This window comes from Pseudomonas sp. NY15435 (assembly GCF_048068295.1).
In the GTDB taxonomy this organism is placed as follows: Bacteria; Pseudomonadota; Gammaproteobacteria; order Pseudomonadales; family Pseudomonadaceae; genus Pseudomonas.
The window spans coordinates 181,197-195,169 of record NZ_JBLUQA010000008.1 but is presented as its reverse complement, the minus strand read 5'-3'; the positions used below and the strand labels follow the sequence as shown (position 1 = coordinate 195,169).

The 13,973-nt window shown below is 65.9% G+C and carries 13 protein-coding genes; 8 read left to right on the top strand and 5 right to left on the bottom strand.

Annotated features, from left to right (window positions below; all coding sequences use genetic code 11):
• The first annotated feature begins 1 nt into the window (after position 1).
• The 3 genes from ACNFH5_RS20230 to ACNFH5_RS20220 all read left to right on the top strand — a co-directional run bounded on the left by ACNFH5_RS20230 (position 2) and on the right by ACNFH5_RS20220 (position 2,509).
• Positions 2 to 364, top strand: a complete 363-nt coding sequence (locus ACNFH5_RS20230) for a PaaI family thioesterase (protein WP_416749141.1) — start codon at positions 2 to 4, stop codon at positions 362 to 364.
• Between the two features lie 164 nt (positions 365 to 528).
• A complete protein-coding gene (gshA, locus tag ACNFH5_RS20225) occupies positions 529 to 2,115 on the top strand; it encodes a glutamate--cysteine ligase (protein WP_416748970.1) in 1,587 nt (528 codons plus the stop codon).
• 139 nt (positions 2,116 to 2,254) lie between these two features.
• Positions 2,255 to 2,509, top strand: coding sequence for a hypothetical protein (locus tag ACNFH5_RS20220; RefSeq protein ID WP_416748968.1), 255 nt, complete (start codon positions 2,255 to 2,257; stop codon positions 2,507 to 2,509).
• Here the strand turns inward: ACNFH5_RS20220 and argA are convergent, their stop codons facing one another.
• Positions 2,510 to 3,808 (bottom strand): amino-acid N-acetyltransferase, encoded by a 1,299-nt coding sequence (argA, locus tag ACNFH5_RS20215; RefSeq protein ID WP_416748966.1) that lies wholly within the window; start codon positions 3,806 to 3,808, stop codon positions 2,510 to 2,512.
• A 190-nt stretch (positions 3,809 to 3,998) separates the two neighbouring features.
• Positions 3,999 to 5,138, bottom strand: coding sequence for an acetylornithine deacetylase (gene argE, locus ACNFH5_RS20210; protein WP_416748964.1), 1,140 nt, complete (start codon positions 5,136 to 5,138; stop codon positions 3,999 to 4,001).
• Between the two features lie 186 nt (positions 5,139 to 5,324).
• On the opposite strand from argE, the gene ACNFH5_RS20205 reads away from it, so the two are divergent.
• The 4 genes from ACNFH5_RS20205 (at position 5,325) to ACNFH5_RS20190 (ending at position 10,135) form a co-directional block, all read left to right on the top strand.
• Entirely contained in the window at positions 5,325 to 6,689 is a 1,365-nt protein-coding gene (locus tag ACNFH5_RS20205; RefSeq protein WP_416748962.1) for an inorganic triphosphatase, read from the top strand.
• A gap of 150 nt (positions 6,690 to 6,839) precedes the next feature.
• A complete protein-coding gene (locus ACNFH5_RS20200; protein WP_416748960.1) occupies positions 6,840 to 8,624 on the top strand; it encodes a GspE/PulE family protein in 1,785 nt (594 codons plus the stop codon).
• Positions 8,625 to 8,762: 138 nt separating this feature from the next.
• Positions 8,763 to 9,689: an SPFH domain-containing protein gene (locus tag ACNFH5_RS20195; RefSeq protein ID WP_416748958.1), complete on the top strand. Its 927-nt coding sequence runs from the start codon at positions 8,763 to 8,765 to the stop codon at positions 9,687 to 9,689.
• Positions 9,689 to 10,135, top strand: a complete 447-nt coding sequence (locus tag ACNFH5_RS20190; protein WP_416748956.1) for an NfeD family protein — start codon at positions 9,689 to 9,691, stop codon at positions 10,133 to 10,135. Before ACNFH5_RS20195 ends, ACNFH5_RS20190 begins: the two co-directional genes overlap by 1 nt.
• Before the next feature lie 307 nt (positions 10,136 to 10,442).
• On the opposite strand, the gene lgt is transcribed toward ACNFH5_RS20190, so the two are convergent.
• Positions 10,443 to 11,243 carry a prolipoprotein diacylglyceryl transferase gene (gene lgt / locus ACNFH5_RS20185; RefSeq protein WP_416748954.1) on the bottom strand — a complete coding sequence of 267 codons (801 nt, stop codon included), beginning with the start codon at positions 11,241 to 11,243 and terminating at the stop codon, positions 10,443 to 10,445.
• Between the two features lie 20 nt (positions 11,244 to 11,263).
• The gene (locus tag ACNFH5_RS20180; RefSeq protein ID WP_416748952.1) at positions 11,264 to 12,046 is read right to left on the bottom strand and encodes a sulfite exporter TauE/SafE family protein; all 783 of its coding nucleotides are present in this window, start codon (positions 12,044 to 12,046) and stop codon (positions 11,264 to 11,266) included.
• Between the two features lie 114 nt (positions 12,047 to 12,160).
• Between ACNFH5_RS20180 and ACNFH5_RS20175 the strand changes: the two genes are divergently transcribed.
• Entirely contained in the window at positions 12,161 to 12,907 is a 747-nt protein-coding gene (locus tag ACNFH5_RS20175; protein ID WP_416748950.1) for an NRDE family protein, read from the top strand.
• Here ACNFH5_RS20175 and ACNFH5_RS20170 read toward each other — a convergent pair.
• Positions 12,904 to 13,929: a diguanylate cyclase domain-containing protein gene (locus tag ACNFH5_RS20170; protein WP_416748948.1), complete on the bottom strand. Its 1,026-nt coding sequence runs from the start codon at positions 13,927 to 13,929 to the stop codon at positions 12,904 to 12,906. The genes ACNFH5_RS20175 and ACNFH5_RS20170 overlap by 4 nt on opposite strands.
• Positions 13,930 to 13,973: the final 44 nt, after the last annotated feature.

The following is a 13,973-nucleotide window of genomic DNA, read 5'->3' as shown; positions in this document are numbered from 1 at the left end:
GATGATCAGCCGCTTCAGCGATACCCTCGGCGTGCAGCCGATCCGTGTCGCCGACGGCGAAGCCGAGGTGCTGCTGCCAATGGCCGAGCACCTGCGCAATCGCGGCAACGTCATGCATGGCGGCGCACTCTTCACGCTGATGGACATGACCATGGGCCTGGCCTGCTCCAGCGCCCATGGTTTCGACCGGCAGAGCGTCACCCTGGAATGCAAGATCAACTACATCCGCGCGGTATCCGAAGGCGAAGTGCGCTGTGTGGCCAAGGTCCTGCACGCCGGGCGCCGCTCGCTGGTGGTCGAGGCCGACATCCACCAGGGCGACAAGCTGGTCGCCAAGGGACAAGGCACCTTCGCCCAGTTGTAATTCGCGCCGCGACAACTGACCTATGCTGTATGCCGGAGCCCCGGATTTGCGGGCGCCGGCGCAGCGCCTCGATAAAGCCAGGCGACCACGCCGGTTGTTCTCCCCTTGTAGACCGCCCAGTCCACCCCCATAGTGGGGCGATTGCCGTGTGAAGGACTTCCAACTTGAGCGACCAACTCTCCCGCCGCCTGGCCCTGCTTGGCGATGCCGCCAACCTGTCCCTGCTCACCCAGTGCCTGCACGGTATCGAGCGCGAATGCCTGCGCGTCGATGAACGCGGCAAGCTCGCCCTGACCCCGCATCCGCGTGCCCTGGGCTCGGCGCTGACCAACCCGCAGATCACCACGGACTACTCCGAGTCACTGCTGGAATTCATCACCCCGACGTCCACCAGCGTCGAGAAGACCCTGGACGAGCTGGGTGAAATCCACCGCTTCGCCAGCGGCAAGCTCGACGGCGAATACCTGTGGAGCCCGTCCATGCCCTGCGAGCTGCCGGATGAAGAAACCATCCCGATCGCCCGCTACGGCAGCTCGCATATCGGCCGCCTGAAGTACGTCTACCGCAAGGGCCTGGCCCTGCGTTATGGCAAGACCATGCAATGCATCGCCGGCATCCACTACAACTTCTCCCTGCCCGAAGGCATCTGGGAGCTGTTGCGCGAGGAAGAAGGCAGCGAAAAGAGCGCACGGGACTTCCAGTCGCACCGCTACATCGCGATGATCCGTAACTTCCGCCGCTACAGCTGGTTGCTGATGTACCTGTTCGGCGCATCGCCCGCCCTGGACGCCGGCTTCCTGCGCGGCCGCCCGCACGGCCTGGAATCCTTCGACGAGCACACGCTCTACCTGCCCTACGCCACCAGCCTGCGCATGAGCGACCTGGGCTACCAGAACAACGCCCAGGCCGGCCTGACCCCCTGCTACAACGACCTGGACAGCTACATCGACAGCCTGCGCCGCGCGGTGAGCACGCCCTACGCGCCGTACGAGAAGGTCGGCACCAAGGTCGATGGCGAGTGGGTTCAGCTCAACACCAACATCCTGCAGATCGAGAACGAGTACTACTCGAGCATCCGCCCGAAACGCGTCACCTACACCGGCGAGCGTCCGATCCAGGCGCTGATGGCCCGTGGCGTGCAGTACGTCGAGGCGCGCTGCCTGGACATCAACCCCTTCCTGCCGCTGGGCATCGACGTCACCGAAGCACGCTTCCTCGACGCCTTCCTGCTCTACTGCGCACTCTCCGACAGCCCGCCGCTGGGTGGTTGCGAGTGCGGCTCGGCCACCAGCAACTTCCTCAAGGTGGTCAAGGAGGGTCGTCGTCCGGGCCTGAAACTCGAACGCGGTGGCCAGCAGATCGAGATGACGGCATGGGCGAGCGCTCTGCTCGACGGCATCGCACCGATCATCGACCTGCTCGACCGCGCCAACGACAGCGACCTGCACGCGCAGAGCCTGGCCGAGCAGCGCGCCAAGATCGCCGATTCCAGCCTGACTCCGTCCGCCCGCGTTCTGGCGGAAATGCGCGAGCGTGGCGAAAGCTTCGAAGCCTTCGCCCTGCGCTATAGCCGCCAGCATGCCGCCACCCTGCAGGGCGAACCGCTGCCGGCCGAGGAGCAGGCACGCTTCGAAAGCATGGCCAGCGAATCCCTGGCCGAGCAGGCGGAGCTGGAGAAACAGCCCGAAGGCGATTTCGACACCTTCGTCGCCGCGTATCAGGCGAGCATCCTGGGCCTGCTCAGCGTCTGACGGAGCAAGAAATCGCTGACATGCAGCTCAAAGAGTTCTGATCGGCATCCTGTGAGGGCGGGGAGAGAATTCCCCTCCCTGCGGATCGCAACCGGCACCACCGGCGCGATCCGCGCAAGCCTTCTCAGGAAAGCGATTCATGTCTTCCCCTTCATCCCCCTGGACCCTCCAGCAACTGGAGACCACCTACAAGCAGGGCTATCTGGAAGCGCTGCTCGAACGACAGCCTCGCCGCCCCATCCATGAAGTCCTGGCCGCCAGCTGGGAAGCCGGCTGGCTCGATGGCAGCAAACGGTTGCGCCAGCACCAGAGCCGCCCCAAGGCAGCGCCTCGCAAAGCGCTACCACTGATGGTGCGGATCAGGCACTCGGTGAAGCAGCACGCGCCAATCTGATCAGAGGGTCTTCTCGAACACCTGGGAATTGCGCTGGTAGTTGTACAGCGACGCCCGCGCCGCCGGCAGGCGCTCCACGCTGCTGGGCTGGAAGCCGCGCTCGCGGAACCAGTGGGCGGTCCGCGTGGTGAGCACGTAAAGGGTCTTCAGGCCGAGGTTGCGCGCGCGCTGTTCGATGCGGTCCAGCAGGTCGTCGCCGCGCCCGCCGTGGCGGTACTCCGGGTTCACCGCCAGGCACGCCAGTTCGCCTGAGTCCGAATCGGCGATGGGATAGAGCGCCGCACAGGCGATGATCAGCCCTTCGCGTTCAACGATGCTGAACTGCTCGATCTCGCGCTCCAGCACTTCGCGGGAACGGCGCACCAGAATGCCCTGCTCTTCCAGCGGGCGGATCAGCTCCAGCAGGCCGCCGACGTCCTCGATGCCCGCCTCGCGCAATTGCTCGAACTGCTCCTGGGCCACCAGGGTGCCGTTGCCGGTGCGGGTGAAGAGTTCGCTGAGCAGCGAGCCGTCTTCGGTGTAGCTGACGATATGGCTGCGACGCACACCCGCGCGACACGCCTGGGCAGCGGCATCCAGGAGTTCGCCCTGGTAGCTCGTGCCGAGGCGCTCCAGGTGCGCCGGCACCTGCTGTGGGCGCAGCTCGCGCACCAGCTTGCCGGCCTCGTCCATCAGACCGCGCTCGGCTCCGTAGAGAATCAGTTTGTCCGCGCCCAGGTCGATGGCCGCGCGCATGGCCACGTCCTCACAGGCGAGGTTGAAGATTTCGCCGGTGGGCGAATAGCCCAGCGGCGAGAGCAGCACGATGCTGCGCTCGTCGAGCTGGCGGTTGATGCCCTTGCGGTCGATCCGACGGACTTCGCCGGTATGGTGATAGTCGATACCGTCGACCACGCCGATCGGCCGCGCGGTGACAAAGTTGCCCGAGGTCACGCGCATCCGCGAGCCCTGCATGGGCGAGGCGGCCATGCCCATGGACAGGCGTGCCTCGATGGTGATGCGCAGGCTGCCCACCGCATCGATCACACAGCCCAGGGTCGGCGCGTCGGTGACGCGCAGGCCACGGTGGAAGCGCGGCGCCAGTCCGTGGGAGGCCAGGCGCGCCTCGATCTGCGGGCGCGAGCCGTGTACCAGCACCAGACGCACGCCCAGGCTGTGGAGCAAAACCAGATCGTGGACGATATTGCCGAAATTGGGATCTTCGACGCCTTCGCCGGGGAGCATCACCACGAAGGTGCAGTCCCGGTGCGAGTTGATATAGGGCGAGGCGTGGCGCAGCCAGTTGACGTAGTCGTGCATTGCTTGAAAAGCCTGTCGTTCGAGTGGGCGGAAATCTGTCGGATGCGGCCGAGGGCACGGCCAGGGGCGGCGCGGTTATCGTCGTCGCAGGAACATCGACAGGTTTCTCCTCTTGGATAGGTCGGGCCCGTTGTCGGGGCGCTCTACAGGCAACTCTTCATCAACAGTTTCTGACGCAGGAACAACAGTCTTACAGACAGTAATGACGGATCAGTCCGCGCAGCAGTTCCACGGTGGGCTCGATGCGCTCGAGCTCGAGGTGTTCATCCGGCTGGTGGGCACAGGCGATGTCGCCAGGACCCAGCACCAGGGTCTGGCAGCCGAGCTGCTGAAGATACGGTGCTTCGGTGCCAAAGGCTACCGCTTCCGCCGTGTGCCCGGTCAGACTTTCGGCCAGCCGCACCAGCTCGCTCTGTGCCGGCTCCTCGAAGGGTGGCACGGCCGGGAACAGCGGCGCGTAGTCGATCTTCACCGCGTGGCGTTCGGCGACGGGCTTGAGCCGCTCGCGGATGGCCTGACGCAGAGCCTCCGGAGCCATGCCCGGCAGCGGGCGCAGGTCGAATTCCAGAGCGCACTGGCCGCAGATGCGGTTGGGGTTGTCGCCGCCGTGGATGCAACCCAGGTTGAGGGTCGGCTGCGGCACGCTGAACTGCGGGTTGTTGAACTCACGCTGCCACTGGCTACGCAAGCCCTGCAATTCGCCCATTACCGCCTGCATCGCCTCCAACGCGCTGCGCCCCAGGCTGGGGTCGGAGGAATGGCCGCTCTGCCCGAGGATGTCGATGCGCTCCATCATCACGCCCTTGTGCAGGCGGATCGGCTTGAGGTTGGTCGGCTCACCGATCACCGCCGCGCGGCCCAACGGCCGCCCCGCCTCGGCCAGCGCGCGGGCGCCGGCCATGGAGCTTTCCTCGTCGCAGGTGGCGAGGATGATCAGCGGCTGCTTGAACGGCTGCTCCAGCAGCGGCAGCAGGGCTTCGATGACGAGGGCGAAGAAGCCCTTCATGTCGCAGGAACCCAGGCCGAACCAGCGCCCATCGCGCTCGCTCAGGCCCAGCGGGTCACTTTTCCACAGGGCCTCGTCGTAGGGCACGGTATCGGTGTGCCCGGCCAGCACCAAGCCGCCAGGGCCGCTGCCGAGGGTCGCGACCAGGTTGAACTTGCCCGGCGATACCGGCTGCATTTCGCAGGCAAAGCCGAGGTCAACCAGCCAGTTGCCCAGCAACTCGACCACCGGACGGTTGGACTGATCCAGCGCGGGCTGGGTACAGCTCACCGAGGGAATGGCGATCAGTTCGGCGAAGCGTTGTTTCAGCGGCGGCAACGGCATGGCTTTCTCCAGAAGATGGACACCACTATGGACCATGCGACGGTGCGGTAAAACCTCGCGGCGCCCGGCAGGAACGCCGAAGTCCTGTAAACTGCATGACTTTGAAGTCTTTTTCGCGCCCGTCGTTCCGTCCTTCGTACAACAAGCTCGGAAACGGGCGCGGCCGCTCTGAACCGGACCCCCGCCATGCAGAAAGAAACCGAAATCAAATTGCGCGTCAGCCGCGAGACCCTCGAAGCCCTGCGCGATCACCCAGCGCTGAAGAAGCGCAACAAATCCGGCTGGGAGCCCCGCGAGCTGTTCAACCAGTACTACGACACCCCCGCCCGCGACCTGGCTCGCGCCCGCGTGGCGCTGCGCATGCGCAAGGATGGCGAGCAGTTCATCCAGACCCTGAAGACGCGCGGCCAGAGCGTTGCCGGCCTGTCCGAGCGCAACGAGTGGGACTGGTACCTGGAGAAGAACAAGCTCGACCTGAAGAAACTCGACGACCAGTGCTGGCCGGCCGCCCTCGCCGACCTGGACAAGAAGAGCCTGAAGCCGATCTTCAGCACCGACTTCACCCGCCAGCGCGCCGAGATCGCCTGGGGTCGCGGCAAGGCCAAGGTGGTGATTGAGGCCGCCCTAGACCTGGGCAAGGTCGTCGCCGGCAAGCAGCAGGAGGAAATCTGCGAGCTGGAACTGGAACTGCGCCAGGGCGAGCCCGAGGCGCTGCTGGAACTGGCCATCGAGCTGGCCGCCGACCTGGCGCTGATGCCCTGCGACATCAGCAAGGCCGAGCGCGGCTACCGCCTGTTCGACCCGGCCAGCTACAGCATCCAGCCCGACACCCAGAAGCTGCTGCATGAAACCCCGCTGGACGGCGCCTTCGCCGCGCTGTCCTGGGCGCTGCTGGGCAGCAGCCAGCGTCTGGCCGAGCAGTACCGCTTCAACGGCCACTGGAGCCTGCTGGAAAGCTGGCTGCAACAGTTGGTCGACCTGCGCGCCCTGCTCGGCAGCCTCGGCCAGGCCGTGCCGCGCGCCAGCACCCGCGAGCTGCGCGCAGCCCTCGACGCACTGATCGCCGACTGGCAACCGCGCATCGAACAGGGCCGCCACGACGACGCCGTGCGCCAGCAGATGCCGGCGGTCTTCCTCGAGGAACTGGCCAACGTGCGCTGGGGTCAGTTCTCCCTGAGTACTTCGCGCTGGCTGCTGGGCAAGGCCTGGACCCTTGAGCGCAATGAGCGCGCCAACCGCCTGGGCGGCTCCGCCGTCGGCAAGTGGCTGCAGCGCACCCTGGCCGAAGAGGCCCAGGCCATGCCGCTGCAACGCGCCCAGCAATTGCCCGAAGTACTCGCCGACCAACTGCCACGCCTGCAACGCATGCTGGTCTGGCTGCGCCTGGCGCGCGGCGTGCTGGAGCTGCCGGAAACCGATCGCCTGTATGGCGAACTGGCCAAGCTGCAGGAGCTGCTCGTCACTCCCGACGCCGAGGGGCGCCTGGATGCCCTCGCGGCCCAGGCCCATACTGTGCTGACCCTCAAGCCGTGGAAGGCGCTTTTGAAATAAGCTTCGCGCGTACCGCGGTGCAGGCTTTTTTGTAGGAGCGAGCTTGCTCGCGAACAGAGCCGGCGCGGTGCCAAGCCGGGTTCGCGAGCAAGCTCGCTCCTACAGGAATCTTCGCTGCGGCGTCGTTCTTCACGACCAACAGGAGTTCCGATGTCCGTCTTTGCCCCATCCGCCCAGGACCGTCCGCTCGACCTGGGCGACATCCTGCGCGAACTGGTCACCCAGGGCCGTGTCGCCCAGGATGACGCCGAGCAGTGCCTGGCGATCCGCCGCAGCGCCGTGAAGAACCAGCAGCACCCGCTGGAATTCCTCGCCGCGCAGCAGGTCGCGGACCGCCAGCGGCCGGGGCACAAGCTGGACCTGGATACCCTGGTAAGGTGGCTGGCGGACTTCTCCGGACAGCCCTACCTGCGCATCGACCCGCTGAAGATCGACGTCGCCGCGGTCACCCCGCTGATGTCCTACGCCTTCGCCCAGCGCCATCTGATCCTCGCGGTCGCGGTGGCCCCGGATGAAGTCACCATCGCCAGCGCGCAGCCATTCGTGCACGCCTGGGAGAGCAACCTCACCCACGTGCTCAAGCGCCCGATCAAGCGCGTAGTGGCCAATCCGGTGGACATCCAGCGCTTCACCGTGGAGTTCTACCGCCTCGCCAAGTCGGTGACCGGCGCCAGCTCGCAAGACCAGAAGATCAGCGGTATCGGCAACTTCGAGCAATTGCTCAACCTGGGCGCCAGCGACCAGGAGCCCGATGCCAACGACGCGCACATCGTCACCATCGTCGACTGGCTGTTCCAGTACGCCTTCCAGCAGCGCGCCAGCGATATCCACATCGAGCCGCGCCGCGAGCAGGGCACGGTGCGCTTCCGCATCGACGGCGTGCTGCACAACGTCTACCAGTTCCCGCCGCAGGTCAGCATGGCGGTGGTCAGCCGCCTGAAGACCCTGGGCCGGATGAACGTCGCCGAAAAGCGCAAACCGCAGGACGGCCGGGTGAAGACCAAGACCCCCGACGGCGCCGAGGTGGAGCTGCGGCTCTCGACCCTGCCCACCGCCTTCGGCGAGAAGATGGTGATGCGGATCTTCGACCCCGAGGTGCTGCTCAAGAGCTTCGACCAGCTCGGCTTCTCCCCCGATGACCTGCGCCGCTGGGAGAGCATGACCAGCCAGCCCAACGGCATCATCCTGGTCACCGGGCCCACCGGGTCGGGCAAGACCACCACGCTCTACACCACGCTCAAGCAACTGGCGACCGACGAGGTGAACCTCTGCACCATCGAGGACCCGATCGAGATGATCGAGCCCTCGTTCAACCAGATGCAGGTGCAGCACAACATCGACCTGACCTTCGCCAGCGGCGTGCGCGCCCTGCTGCGTCAGGACCCGGACATCATCATGGTCGGCGAGATCCGCGACCTGGAGACTGCCGAAATGGCAATCCAGGCCGCGCTCACCGGCCACCTGGTGCTCTCCACCCTGCACACCAACGACTCGCCCACCGCCATCACCCGCCTGCTGGAACTGGGCGTGCCCTACTACCTGATCCGCGCCACCGTACTGGGCGTCATGGCCCAGCGCCTGGTGCGCACCCTGTGCCCGCACTGCAAGGCACCGATGGAGCTGCACGAGGAGGACTGGCAGGAAGTCACCCGCCCGTGGAACGCCCCGCTGCCCACCGGCGCGCACCAGGCCGTCGGCTGCCTGGAGTGCCGCGACACCGGCTACCGCGGGCGCGCTGGCGTGTACGAGATCATGCTGCTGAGCGAATCGCTGAAGGAGCTGATCACCGCCGACACCGACCTCATTCCGCTGCGCCGCCAGGCCTTCAAGGAAGGCATGCGCAGCCTGCGCCTTTCCGGCGCGCAGAAGGTCGCGGCGGGCCTGACGACCATCGAGGAAGTCATGCGGGTCACTCCGCAAAGCGAGCAGAAGTAAGCCGCCCGTCAGGCACACCAGGAAATATCCGGCGCAGACTGCTGCACTTTCCTGCATGCCAGTCTGGCCGGGCAGTTACACTCGAGCCTCACTCGATCCACGCCAGACCTTTCATCCAGCAGACAAGGAGTCCTTTGCATGGAAATCGGCAGTGTCGCCCTGCTCTTCGTCATCCTCGCCATCGTCATCGTCCTGATGGGGTTCAAAGTCGTGCCCCAGGGCTACGAATGGACCATCGAGCGCTTCGGCCGCTACACCGTCACCCTCAAGCCGGGCCTGAGCCTCATCATTCCGGTGGTGGACCGCGTCGGCCAGAAGATCAACATGATGGAGCGCGTGCTCGACGTACCGCCGCAGGAAGCCATCAGCGCCGACAACGCCATCGTGCAGATCGACGCCGTGTGCTTCTTCCAGGTGGTCGACGCGGCGCAGGCGGCCTATGAAGTGAGCGGGCTGGAAAACGCCGTGCGCAACCTGGTCATGACCAACATCCGCACCGTGCTCGGCTCCATGGAGCTGGACCACATGCTCAGCCAGCGCGACGCGATCAACGAACGCCTGCTGCGCACCGTCGACGAGGCCACCGCGCCCTGGGGCCTGAAGGTCACCCGCATCGAGATCAAGGACATCAGCCCGCCGGCCGACCTGGTGGAAGCCATGGCCAGCCAGATGAAGGCCGAGCGCCTCAAGCGCGCGCAGATTCTCGAAGCCGAAGGCCGCCGCGCTGCGGAAATCCTCACCGCCGAAGGCAAGAAGCAGGCACAGATTCTTGAAGCCGAGGGCCTGCGCCAATCGGCCTTCCTCGAATCCGAAGCCCGCGAACGCCAGGCCGAGGCTGAAGCCAAGGCGACCCAGGTGGTCTCCGAGGCCATCGCCAGCGGCAACGTGCAGGCGATCAACTACTTCGTCGCCCAGAAGTACGTCGACGCCCTCGGCCAGCTGGCCAGCTCCAACAACAGCAAGATCGTGCTGATGCCGCTGGAGGCCAGCCAGGTGATCGGCGCGGTGGGCGGCATCGGCGAAATCGTCAAGGCCACCTTCGGCGAAAGCAAAGGGCGCAGCTGATGGCCGCCTTTCTCCAGAACCTCGGTTTCTGGGACTGGCTGGGCCTGGGCATCGTCCTGCTGATCCTGGAAATCTTCGGCGCCGGCGGCTACCTGCTGTGGATCGGTATCGCCGCCGCACTGACTGGCGTGCTGTCGTTCCTGCTGCCGGGGCTGGACTGGGTCTGGCAATGCCTGGCCTTCGGCGTGCTGGCGATCCTCACCGCGTTGTACTGGTGGAATCACCAGCGCCTGAACAAGCGCGCCGCGCAACCTTCCAGCCTCAACCGTCGCGGCAGCGAGCTGGTGGGCCGCCAGTTCGCCCTGCATGACGCCATCGTCGGCGGTCGCGGAAAGATCCGCGTCGGCGACAGCGTGTGGCTGGTCAGCGGCCCGGACCTGCCGGCGGGCGCGCCAGTGCGCGTGACCGGACAGGAGGGCGTGCTGCTTCTCGTCGAGCCCGTCTGACCACCGCCCCACTGGTACACGCGCCCTTCCGTAGGGCGTACAGCCGCTAGCGGCTGTACGCCGATCCAACGATCATCATCGAAGTTGTGGGGCCAGCCTCGGAATGTCCTGAAATCAAGGCCAAACGGCGGATAACGTCGAACGTTATCCGCCCTACGCTCTGGGCGCCCGTCCCCAGCCTTTACTGTAGGAGCGAGCTTGCTCGCGAACCCAATCCCCACCGCGGGACCTGTTCGCGAGCAAGCTCGCTCCTACAAAAACCATGAAAAAGCCCGCCAATTGGCGGGCTTTTTTATTCAGGCGATGCTCAGCTCGCCGCTGGCTGCGCCGGGGCGCGGCGATAGGCCCAGACCATCAGCGCAATCCCGCCCAGCACCATCGGTACGCACAGCACCTGCCCCATGGTCAGCCAACCCCACGCCAGGTAGCCCAGCTGGGCATCCGGCACGCGGACGAACTCGACGATGAAGCGGAAGATGCCGTAGCACAGCACGAACAGGCCGGACACCGAGGCGGTCGGCCGCGGCTTGCGGGTGAACAGCCAGAGGACGACGAACAGCGCCACGCCTTCCAGCGCGAACTGGTACAGCTGCGACGGGTGGCGCGGCTCCGGGCCGCCGGTGGGGAAGATCATCGCCCAGGGCACATCGGTCACCTTGCCCCACAGTTCGCCGTTGATGAAGTTGCCGATGCGCCCGGCGCCCAGGCCGATCGGCACCAGCGGCGCGATCAGGTCCATCAGTTGGAAGAAGCTCTTGTTGTTGCGCTTGCCGAACCACCAGGTGGCCAGCATCACGCCAATCAGCCCGCCGTGGAACGACATGCCGCCCTTCCAGACCTCGAAGATCAGCGTCGGATTGGCGATGTATTCGTCCAGGTTGTAGAACAGCACATAGCCCAGGCGACCGCCCAGCACCACGCCGCACGCCACCCAGAAGACCAGGTCGGAGAGTTTCTCCTTGGTCCAGGTCGGATCGAAATCTTTCAGCTTGCGCGACGCCAGCAGCCAGGCGCCGCCGATGCCGATCAGGTACATCAGGCCGTACCAGTGGATTTTCAGCGGCCCGAGCGACAAGGCAACCGGGTCGATCTGTGGATAAGGCAACATCCGCTTCTCCTAGCAGGAACTCAGATCAGAAAACTCAAACCCACGCTGAACAACAGCAGGGCAAACAAACGCTTCAGGACCTTGGCCGGCAGCCGATGCGCCAGACGTGCCCCGATGCGGGCAAAGAACATGCTGGTAACGGCAATGCCCACCAGCGCCGGGAGGTAGACGAAGCCCAGGCTCATCTCCGGCAGCTTTTCGTTGTGCCAGCCGACGACGATGAAGGATATCGCGCCGGCGATGGCGATCGGCAGGCCGCACGCCGAGGAAGTCGCAACTGCCTGTTGCATGGAGACGCCACGCCAGGACAGGAAAGGCACGGTCAGCGAGCCGCCGCCGATACCAAAGATTGCCGATGCCCAGCCCACCACGCCTCCGGCCACGCCCAGGCCGAAGCGCCCGGGCAGTCCGCGCTCGCCCTTTGGCTGCAGACCCAGCGCCATCTGGATCGAAACCAGAATGGCGAAGGTGCCGATGATCTTCTGCAGCACCGGGCCCTGGATCTTCGACGCGGTGACCGCGCCCAGCGCGCTGCCGACCAGGATCCCAACGGTCATCCAGGCGAATACCGGCCAGAGTACGGCGCCGCGGCGGTGGTGTTCGAGGATCGAATTGATCGAGGTGAAGATGATGGTTGCCAGCGACGTGCCGACCGCCATCTGGGTCAGCACCTCGGGTGAGAAGCCATGGGCGGTGAAACTGAATACCAGGGCCGGGACGATGATCAACCCGCCGCCGACGCCGAACAGGCCGGCGAGCACGCCAGCGCAGGCGCCAAGCACCAGGTAGAGCACGAACTCCATGGGCAACCTCGGGCAACAAAGCGGGCATGGTAGCCGAAGGCTCCCGGGCGCTCCAGCCACTCCGGGACATCGGCGGATGTTGATAGACTGCCGGCACACCACGGAGTTCGACCCATGTGCCTGATCGTCTTCGCCTGGCGTCCCGAACACGCCACGCCCCTAATCGTCGCGGCCAACCGCGATGAGTTCTACGCCCGCCCGACTCTGCCGCTGGCAGCCTGGGAGGATTATCCCGGCCTCTACGCCGGCCGCGACCTGGAGGCCGGCGGCACCTGGCTGGGGGTGGCGCCGGACGGACGCTTCGCCGCGCTGACCAACGTGCGCGACCCTGGCCAGCCGGCAGGCCCGCGCTCCCGTGGCGAACTGGTGGCAGCCTTCCTGCAGGGCCGGCAATCGCCGCTGGAGTACCTGCAGCAGGTGGCCCGCCGCACCTCGGACTACAGCGGCTTCAATCTGCTGGTGGGCGATCGCACGCAGCTCTGCTACTTCAATCCCCGCGTCGGCCCGCCGGTGGCGGTGGCGCCGGGCGTGCACGGTCTGTCCAACGCCGCGCTGGACACACCCTGGCCAAAACTGCTTGCCGCCCGCAACGGCCTGGTGACAGCGTTGGAGAAACCAGACACCCGCTCCTTGGTTGCGCTGCTGGCGGATAATCGTCAGCCCAGCGAAGCGGAGCTGCCAGACACCGGCGTCGGCCTGGCGACGGAGCGCCTGCTTTCCAGCATATTCATCGCCAGCCCGACCTACGGCACCCGCGCCAGCACCGCGCTGATCGTCCACGCCGATGGTCGCCGCGAGTTCCTGGAGCACAGCTTCGGCCCCAGCGGAGCGCGTCTGGGCGAGGTTTCCCTGATCGTCTAGCAGACAACGATGCAGTCGCGCTGGCCCTTGGCGCGGTATAGCCCGTCGTCGAGGCGACGCAACAGCGCCATCAGATCCTCGCCGGGCTGCATCGCGGTGACCGAGAAGCTGGCGGTGAGTTGCGTGGGTAGCGAGATATCTGCCCGGCGCAGGCTCAGGCGCAGGCGCTCGGCCAGTTCCCGCGCCGCTTCGCAGGTGGTTTCCGGCAGCAGCACGATGAATTCCTCGCCGCCCCAGCGGGCAAAGCAGTCCTCTTCACGCAGGCGCCGCCGCACCACTTCGGCGACCGCCACCAGCACGCGGTCGCCAGCCTGGTGGCCGAGGCTGTCGTTGATGCGCTTGAAGTGATCGAGGTCGAACATCATCAGCGCACAGCCGTGGTGGTGCCGTTGCAAGCGCTGCCACTCGGCATGCAGTTGCTGTTCGAAGCGTCGCCGGTTGGCGATCTGGGTCAACGGGTCGATCTCTGACAGGCGCAGGGCGACGGCCGCCTGTTCCGCCAACGCCTGGTTGGCTTGGCGCAATGCTTCGGTACGGGTCTGCACCAGCAGCTCCAGGCTCAGGTTGAGCTGGTGCAGCTCGTGGTTCTTCTCCTGCAGCGCCAGCTCCGCCAGCTTGCGTTCGTGGATGTTGCGGTGTGCACCGATCATCCGCGTGGGCTTGCCGCTCCCGTCGAACTCGAAGAAACGCCCATGATCGCTGACCCACAGGTAGCTGCCGTCCAGGCAGCGGCAGCGATACTCCTCGCGGTAAACGCCGCTGCGACCCTGCACGTAGGCATCGAAGGCGAACATGACCCGGCCGAAATCTTCGGGGTGGATGATCTCGTGCCAGGTGGCAACGTTTTCCGGAAGGCTGTCGGGGTCGTAGCCGAGCATGGCGTACCAGCTCGGGCTGCGGGTGACATGGTTGGTGCGGATGTCCCAGTCCCAGATGCCGTCGCTGACGATACTCAGGGCATAGCGCAGGGTGCGGGCGCTGCTATCGCCCTCCGTGCAAGGGGTGACGTCGAGCTCTTCCATAAGCTTCGTCCTGGCCGGTGTTCCGGCCGTGTCGTCTTCGATCC

What these genes read in the sequence shown, in the direction of transcription:
- ACNFH5_RS20170 (WP_416748948.1), bottom strand. Translation starts at nt 13,929, where the DNA reads ATGGAAGAGCTCGACGTCACCCCTTGCACGGAGGGCGATAGCAGCGCC.
- ACNFH5_RS20205 (WP_416748962.1), top strand. Translation starts at nt 5,325, where the DNA reads ATGCAGAAAGAAACCGAAATCAAATTGCGCGTCAGCCGCGAGACCCTC.
- ACNFH5_RS20180 (WP_416748952.1), bottom strand. Translation starts at nt 12,046, where the DNA reads ATGGAGTTCGTGCTCTACCTGGTGCTTGGCGCCTGCGCTGGCGTGCTC.
- ACNFH5_RS20195 (WP_416748958.1), top strand. Translation starts at nt 8,763, where the DNA reads ATGGAAATCGGCAGTGTCGCCCTGCTCTTCGTCATCCTCGCCATCGTC.
- argE (WP_416748964.1), bottom strand. Translation starts at nt 5,138, where the DNA reads ATGCCGTTGCCGCCGCTGAAACAACGCTTCGCCGAACTGATCGCCATT.
- ACNFH5_RS20200 (WP_416748960.1), top strand. Translation starts at nt 6,840, where the DNA reads ATGTCCGTCTTTGCCCCATCCGCCCAGGACCGTCCGCTCGACCTGGGC.
- argA (WP_416748966.1), bottom strand. Translation starts at nt 3,808, where the DNA reads ATGCACGACTACGTCAACTGGCTGCGCCACGCCTCGCCCTATATCAAC.
- ACNFH5_RS20230 (WP_416749141.1), top strand. Translation starts at nt 2, where the DNA reads ATGATCAGCCGCTTCAGCGATACCCTCGGCGTGCAGCCGATCCGTGTC.
- ACNFH5_RS20175 (WP_416748950.1), top strand. Translation starts at nt 12,161, where the DNA reads ATGTGCCTGATCGTCTTCGCCTGGCGTCCCGAACACGCCACGCCCCTA.
- ACNFH5_RS20220 (WP_416748968.1), top strand. Translation starts at nt 2,255, where the DNA reads ATGTCTTCCCCTTCATCCCCCTGGACCCTCCAGCAACTGGAGACCACC.
- ACNFH5_RS20190 (WP_416748956.1), top strand. Translation starts at nt 9,689, where the DNA reads ATGGCCGCCTTTCTCCAGAACCTCGGTTTCTGGGACTGGCTGGGCCTG.
- lgt (WP_416748954.1), bottom strand. Translation starts at nt 11,243, where the DNA reads ATGTTGCCTTATCCACAGATCGACCCGGTTGCCTTGTCGCTCGGGCCG.